A 5,595-nucleotide genomic window follows, 5' to 3' on the forward strand; every position below is an offset into this window, starting at 1 on the left:
TTCCAAGTGCGCCGCGCCGCCGCCTGCGAAATCGCGCACCCCCTTAAACGGCGATTTTGCCGCCCACGGGCTAAGCTTATCGCCCCACTGCGCCTCGTTTAGATAGATCGCCGCAAGCACGAAATCCGCGCCGCTTTGTCGCGAGACGAACTCGTAAATTTCGCCCGTGCCGGTCGCGCTAAACTCCAAGACATGCAGGTAGATGATCGGTGCGGACGCGGCTTCTTTTGTAAAGGAGGGCGCAGCCGCAAAAGACGGCGCGTGCGGGGCGAAAATTTCTACGCGCAGGCCGCTGGATTCCAAACTTTGCATCGCTAAAGCTTTAAAAGTTATTAAAATTTAATAGAATTTTGTGTAAAATCATCAAATTTAACACTAGAGGAACTTAAAATTGGCTTTGATCGAGCTTATCGATGTTACAAAAAAATTCGGCTCTCACGTCGTTTTAGACGGCGTAAATTTCGCACTGGACGCTAACGAGCGCGTCGCCGTGATCGGCAAAAACGGCGGCGGCAAATCCACGCTGATGAAGATAATTGCGGGTCTGTGCGAGATCGACGAGGGGCGCGTGATCACTCAAAACGGGCTAAATATCCAGATGCTCGCTCAAACGCCTAAATTTGACGAAAATCTCTCGGTAAAAGACGCGCTGAGGCGGGAGCTAGCTGAAATTTACGCCGCCCTTAGCGAATACGACGCGATCTCGAGCGAAATCGCCGCACAGCCCGAAAACAAGGAGCTTTTAGCGCGCCAAGACGAGCTGATTAAATTTATCGAGGCCAAGGACGGCTGGCAGATCGACAATAAGATCGAGCAGGTGCTGCAAAATTTCGGACTTAAAATTTACGAAAACCGCTCGGTCTGCACGCTTAGCGGCGGCGAAATTCGTCGCGTGGCGCTGGGCGCGCTGGTGCTTAAAAAGCCCGATGTGCTGCTGCTGGATGAGCCCACGAATCACCTTGACGTCTATATGGTGAAATTTCTAGAAGATATGCTGCTTAGCTCGAAGCAGACGATCGTTTTTATCAGCCACGATCGCTATTTCATCGACCGTTTGGCGACGCGCAGTATCGAGCTCGAAGAGGGTAAAATTTCAAATTTCGACGGCGGATATGAGAACTATTTAAGGCGCAAACAGGAGATGCTTGCTTCGCTCGAGAAGTCCCACGAGACGCTGCTTAAACAGCTGCGCGCAGAGGAGGAGTGGCTGCACCGCGGCGTAAAGGCGCGCCTAAAGCGCAACGAAGGGCGCAAGGCGCGTATCATGCAGATGAGGCAGGATGCGAAGAAAAACCCGGGCGCGATCCGTCGCGTGCGGCTCGAGCTGGAGCGCGCGAGCAGGAGCTTTAACGGCACGGGCGGCGACAATCGCAAAAAGATGCTCTTTGAATGCACGAATATCGGTAAAATTTTAAACGGCAAGGTGCTTTTCAAGGGCTTTTCGGCGCGAGTTTTGCAAGGCGAGCGCATCGGCATCGTAGGCGCCAACGGCGCGGGCAAAAGCACTCTACTTAAAATTCTACTCGGCCGCAGCAAGATCGATGCGGGCGAGATCAAACGCGGCGAGATCAGGATCGGCTACTTCGATCAGACCCGCAGCGGCATCACGGACGATAAAAGCATAATCGAAATTTTCTGTCCAAACGGCGGCGATCACATAAGCGTCCGCGGCAGCTACATGCACGTATACGGATATTTGAAAAATTTCTTGTTTCCGAAGGAGTTTTTGGATAAGCCCGTGGGCGTTCTTAGCGGCGGCGAAAAGAACCGTCTGGCGCTTGCTAAGCTCTTTACCGAGCAGTACGATTGTTTGATCTTGGACGAGCCGACGAACGATCTTGATATCGCGACGATCAATATTTTGGAGGATTATCTGCTAAGCTTTGAAGGCGCCGTCATAATCGTAAGCCACGATCGCTATTTTATCGATAAGATTACAAATAAGCTTTGGGTTTTTGAAAAAAACGGCACGATCGATCAAATTCAAATGCCGTATTCGCAGTATTTGGAGTTTGAAGACGAGATGGCGGAGATCGATCAGATCGAGGCCGACGCTGGCGCGAGCGCAGAGGAGAGCGGCCGAGAAAACAAAAAGGAAAAAACGAGCGCCGCGAAGCTTAGCTACAAACAGAATAAAATTTTAGAAGAGTACCCCGCTAAGATCGAGGCTATCGAGGCGCGCATAAAGGAGCTAAATCACGCGCTCTCAACGCCTGAAATTTATCAAAAGCTCGGTATGCAGGGGCTTTTTGAAGAACTTGAAGAAAAAAGAGGAACGTTAAACAGTATGGAAAATGAATATTACGAAGTGCTTTCGCTCGCCGAGAGCCTAAAGTAGGCGCGATGGTTTGGTTTTTGATCTTTTTATACGCGCTTTACACGATTTATAAAATTTCGCTCGATCTGCTCGAGCTAAGCTTTATCCGCGCCAAGCTAAAAGAGCCTGCGGTGGTGCTTAGCGAGGAGGATTATCGCAAGGCGGGCGAGGTCGGCGCGGTAAATTTAAAATTTAATATATTTTCGCACTGCTTTTCTTTTGCGGTGGCGCTTATTTGGATACTTGCAGGCGCTGGCGCGTTACAGCGCGCGATATACGATCTAGCTGGCGACGGGATTTTTGCGCAGAGCTGCTTTGTAACGGCGTTTTTAATCATCGGCGGCGCGATATCGCTTCCGCTTGAAATTTACAAAACCTTCGTCAAAGATCGCCGCCTAGGCTTTTCCACGATAACGCCCGCCGTTTTCGTAAAAGACGCGCTAAAATCGCTCGTACTCACGCTCATTTTTGGCTTTGCGGTAGCCTCTGCGCTCGTTTTTTGCGTAAATAGCTTGGGCGCGCACTGGTGGGTCTGGGGCTTTTTGCTAAGCTTCGGCGTGATTTTACTGATAAATCTGATCTATCCGACCGTTATCGCGCCGCTGTTTAATAAGATGCAGCCGCTAGAGCACGGCGAGCTAAAAGAGCGCATAGAGGGGCTTTTGCAGCGCTGCGGCTTTAAAAGTAGCGGCGTTTTTACGATCGACGCAAGCAAGCGCGACAAGCGCCTAAACGCCTATTTCGGCGGCTTCGGCGCGACGAAAAAGGTCGTGCTCTTCGACACGCTCATCGAAAAGCTGAGCGAGGATGAAATTTTAGCCGTTTTAGGGCACGAGCTCGGGCATTTCAAACACGGCGATGTTTTGAAAAATTTAGCGCTTAGCTTCGTGCTTTTGGGCGCGACGTTCGCGGTATTCGGAAACCTTCCTGCAGGCGTATTCGGCGCGCTGGGGCTTAACGCGGGCGGCGGCGCGACGCTGGTTTTTATGATTTTGTTTGCGCCGATTTTGCATGCGTTTTTTGAGCCGGTGATCTCCAAGTTTAGCCGTATGCACGAATTTAGCGCGGACCGACATGGCGCTAGCATGCAGGATAAAGAGAGCATGATCGGCGCGCTAAAGAAGCTGGGCAGCGAAAACAAGGCGTTTCCGCTCGCTCATAAAATTTACGCCGCGGTGTATCATTCGCACCCGAGCCTGTATGAGCGCATAAGAGAGCTTGATGAGGATCGCTGAGGCGCTAAGATGGGGCTTGGGGCAGTGCGGCTCAAAATACGTCGCGCGCGAAATTTTAAAGCTTTGCGAGCGACTTAGCAGCGAAGAGCTCGTGCTAAAATGCTCGGAAGAGCTCGCGCATGAAGCGGAGTTTCGCGCCAAGATAGCCGAGTTCAAAGACGGTCGCCCGCTTGAATATATCACGCAAAGCTGCGAGTTTATGGGCTTTAAATTTTACGTAGACGAGCGGGTGCTGATACCGCGCTGCGAGACCGAAATTTTGGTAAAAAAAGCGCTTGCTTTGGCGCAGAGCTTGGGCGAGCCGTGCATTTGCGAGATCGGCACGGGCAGCGGCATAATCGCTATCTGCTTAAAAAAGCTACTTCCTTCTTGCCGCATCACGGCTAGCGACATCAGCGCGGATGCGCTTGAGGTGGCGCGCGCAAACGCCGCAAATTTGGGCGCGGACGTCGAGTTCGTACACTGCGCCTACGCGGATGAGATCGCGGGCGAGTTTGATCTCATCGTCTCAAATCCGCCCTACATCGCAAACTCCTACGCATTGGACGCGCGCGTGCTGCAGGAGCCGAAACAGGCGCTGTTTGGCGGCGAGCGGGGGGATGAAATTTTAAAACGCATCGTGCTGATCGCCGCACGGCGCGCAAAATTTCTAGCCTGCGAGATGGGCTACGATCAAAAGCAGAGCTTGTCGGAGTTTTTGCGCGAGCAGGGCTTTAGGGCGGAATTTTACAAAGATTTGGCGCAGTTTGATCGCGGATTCGTCGCGCGAAATTTAAACAGATCGTAGGCGCGCCGTGCAAAGCTCGCAACTACGCAGGCTGCTTTATTACAAAGCGTTCGGCTACCGCTACGTAGGCGCCGAAATTTTAAGCGGCGGCGAGCGATTTTTTAAGGCGCTGGATGCGCTAAAATCCGCTACCGCCGAGTGCAATCTCTGCGAGCTTGCCAAAACGCGCACGAGCTCTAGCGAGCAAAATTTTAAAAATTTCAAAACTATCAAAAATTTTAAAGCTCCCGCGGGCGTAAAACTTATGATCGTAGCTCTCGCGCCGGGCATTGGCGAAGGTTTTGGCGGCGGTTTGGAGGCTGAGGTAGCAGCGGCGCTAGATCAAATTTGCGCGCCCGAGCAGATCTATTTTAGCTTTCTGATAAAGTGCGCAGTGCCGAAAAATAGGCGCATAAGCTCGGAAATGATCTTAAAATGCGCGCCGTATCTGACCGACGAGATCAAAATTTTAAAGCCCAAAGTCGTGCTCTGCCTAGGAGAGCTCTGCTGTAAAATCGTGCTGCGAAACGGCGATCTAGCGGGCATGGACGCGCTACACGGCTCGGTCTTTAACGAGGGCGGCATCAGCTTCGTGCCGAGCTTCGATCCCGCATTCATCGCGCAAAATCCGAGCAAAGCGGAGCTTTTCAAAGAGGATCTGCAAAAGATAGAAGAGCTGCTGCGGAGCGCAATTTTGCGGTAGCGCAAAATTTATTTCGTAGTAATATGACAAAGCGGATCAAATTTTACGTATCGCCCGCTGCGAAATTTTACGCCGTCTAGGACATTGCCGCTTCGCAAAATACAGTGTTGGCGTAGGATAGCGGCGTTTTGCGGAAATTCTACGCGGCGGCGAGGTATGCGACGGATTTAAATCGCAATACAGAGATGGCCGCGCGGCGCAAAACTAAGCAGCCCGTCCATAAATTTCGCTTTTGCATAAAAATTTTGAGTAAAAATCCGGTAGTGCGTCCTAGCAAAGCTATCGCGGGCAAAATTTCGCATGCTATGCCGGCAGAAAAACGCAAAAACCAAGAAGGCTTGCCATGCGCCTTATTTTGCTCGGTAAGAGAGGCACCCACGCAAATTTCAGCCTGCAAGGGCGAACTTTTTGAAAATTTAGCGCATGCTCTTTCGCGCAAGAGTAAAGTCACGAGCAAAAATAATCGCGCGAGATAGCGTGTCGCGGCGAGGCTGCGTGCAAAAACGAAAGCTCGCGCAGAGCTAAATTTAAAAAACAAAGCCGTTTAGGCGCCCGCTACGGATTGAAATTTCAC

The 5,595-nt window shown here is 51.5% G+C and carries 5 protein-coding genes; 4 read left to right on the top strand and 1 reads right to left on the bottom strand.

What is annotated here, in order from left to right; translation table 11 throughout:
- A partial coding sequence (locus tag Q0256_RS00945) for a hypothetical protein (protein WP_297959190.1) occupies nucleotides 1-312 on the bottom strand: 312 nt, incomplete at its 3' end.
- Nucleotides 313-391: 79 nt separating this feature from the next.
- Between Q0256_RS00945 and abc-f the strand changes: the two genes are divergently transcribed.
- Genes abc-f through Q0256_RS00965 form a run of 4 tightly spaced genes read left to right on the top strand, consistent with a single transcriptional unit; the run spans nucleotide 392 to nucleotide 5,021 of the window.
- The gene (gene abc-f, locus Q0256_RS00950) at nucleotides 392-2,338 is read left to right on the top strand and encodes a ribosomal protection-like ABC-F family protein (protein ID WP_297959192.1); all 1,947 of its coding nucleotides are present in this window, start codon (nucleotides 392-394) and stop codon (nucleotides 2,336-2,338) included.
- 5 nt (nucleotides 2,339-2,343) lie between these two features.
- Nucleotides 2,344-3,552 (top strand): M48 family metallopeptidase, encoded by a 1,209-nt coding sequence (locus Q0256_RS00955; protein WP_297959194.1) that lies wholly within the window; start codon nucleotides 2,344-2,346, stop codon nucleotides 3,550-3,552.
- Nucleotides 3,539-4,339 (top strand): peptide chain release factor N(5)-glutamine methyltransferase, encoded by an 801-nt coding sequence (gene prmC / locus Q0256_RS00960; protein WP_297959196.1) that lies wholly within the window; start codon nucleotides 3,539-3,541, stop codon nucleotides 4,337-4,339. Before Q0256_RS00955 ends, prmC begins: the two co-directional genes overlap by 14 nt.
- A 7-nt stretch (nucleotides 4,340-4,346) precedes the next feature.
- The gene (locus Q0256_RS00965; RefSeq protein ID WP_297959198.1) at nucleotides 4,347-5,021 is read left to right on the top strand and encodes a uracil-DNA glycosylase family protein; all 675 of its coding nucleotides are present in this window, start codon (nucleotides 4,347-4,349) and stop codon (nucleotides 5,019-5,021) included.
- Nucleotides 5,022-5,595 lie beyond the last annotated feature (574 nt).

This window comes from uncultured Campylobacter sp., assembly GCF_937949835.1.
In the GTDB taxonomy this organism is placed as follows: Bacteria; Campylobacterota; Campylobacteria; order Campylobacterales; family Campylobacteraceae; genus Campylobacter_B.

Excerpts from the sequence above, each read along its gene's own strand:
- Q0256_RS00955 (WP_297959194.1), top strand. The coding sequence starts at position 2,344 with ATGGTTTGGTTTTTGATCTTTTTATACGCGCTTTACACGATTTATAAA.
- prmC (WP_297959196.1), top strand. The coding sequence starts at position 3,539 with ATGAGGATCGCTGAGGCGCTAAGATGGGGCTTGGGGCAGTGCGGCTCA.